Annotated in this window: 1 protein-coding gene; it reads left to right on the top strand. The window is 57.2% G+C overall.

The annotated features are described in order from the left end of the window. Positions 1–87: 87 nt before the first annotated feature. Positions 88–1,311, top strand: coding sequence for an IS91 family transposase (locus tag QLG07_RS02575; RefSeq protein WP_282468405.1), 1,224 nt, complete (start codon positions 88–90; stop codon positions 1,309–1,311). Positions 1,312–1,452: the final 141 nt, after the last annotated feature.

The raw sequence follows: 1,452 nt of genomic DNA, 5'->3' as shown, positions 1-1,452 counted from the left end.
GAACGGTAGCACGCCTGCTGCGTGAGCTCGTCTGCTGCGCAGCCGAAGTCCTTTCCACCTTCCTCGACGCATTTTATACTGTGTTTCATGTACATACCGCGCCCTGCAAAGCTTCTGTTCCAACACAATGAGGGCTGGGAACGCTTCCTTGAGAAGAATGGCCATCAGCTCACCGATTGGACCAAACTCTCCGTCGAGCGCATGCTTGCCTGCGGAACCTGCGCCATGGGCGTGCGCCGCTATTGCTGCAGTTCACCTGACTGTACGCACTCTCGTTTTCTCTGTCAGACCTGCAAGTCCAGGGCCTGCAGCAGTTGTGGCCTTAAAGGCACCGAGCAATGGATTGCCGAGCAGCAGCACATCCTGCCCGACTGCGACTGGCAACATATCACCTTCACCATGCCGCACCTGCTGTGGCCGTTCTTCAACAACAACTGGCCGCTGCTCAACGACCTCTTTCGCTGCGCCACCCGCGCCATGCTCAGGCACGCGCGAAAGCTGGGTATCGAGGTCGGCATCTTCTGCGCCCTGCACACCTACGGACGGCAGCTCAATCAGCACCCGCACATCCACGTTTCCATCACCCGTGGCGGTCTCGATACCAAACACGGTGTCTGGCGCGACCTGTTCTTCAAAAAGCAGCTGGTCGAAGAAATCTGGCGCTGCGCCGTCGTCCGCCTGCTGCGCGCCAGCTATGACCGCGTTAACCCAACCTCCCTGCCCGGTCTCGGTCACCTTCGCGATGAGAAGCAATGGAAACGCTACCTGCAGGCGCAATATCAGCGCCACTGGAAGGTCCACTTCGCCAAAAAGACCCGTGGTGCCTGGCGCAGCGTAAAATACCTGGGCCGCTACCTGAAGCGCCCGCCGGTGGCGGCGTCGCAGCTCCGCCATTACCGTGGTGGCTCGGTGGTGCACCAGTACTACGACCACAACACGCAACAGCACAAACGCCAGAAACTGAGCCAGGAGGAGATGCTTTGGCGTTACGTCAGCCATATCCCGTCCCGACACTTTAAAATGGTGCGTTACTACGGCTTCCTGGCCAATCGCAAACGCGGTTCGCTGCTGACGAAAGTCTACGAAGCACTGTCGATGACGCCGCGCGAAAAACCGCAGAAGCCGGGGTTCGCGGTGCTGATGAAAACGTTCCTGGGTACCGACCCGTACCAGTGCATCTTGTGCAAAGGCCGACTGCGGTTTGCCGGCGCGGTGGAGGGCGAACACGCCACCAAACTGCTCTCTGACAGGCTGCATCGGATGGAAAAAAAACGATGGCTTCAGACACCGGCTCTGGATAAGTGCGCCTGAAAAATGGCTTTTAGATGAAAAATACAGCAAAAACAGCTTTTTTACGTATTATCATGCGACAGGCCTCATCACATGCGGTTCTTCCTCGCCACTGTTCATGGTTAGGAAACCTAAAAAGGGTCGATTCAGTTTCCTAACCAT

Source organism: Erwinia sp. V90_4, from assembly GCF_029967685.1.
GTDB classification, from domain to species: Bacteria; Pseudomonadota; Gammaproteobacteria; order Enterobacterales; family Enterobacteriaceae; genus Erwinia; species Erwinia aphidicola.
Note: the sequence above shows the minus strand (reverse complement) of the source record. Positions and strands in the feature narration are given on the sequence as shown.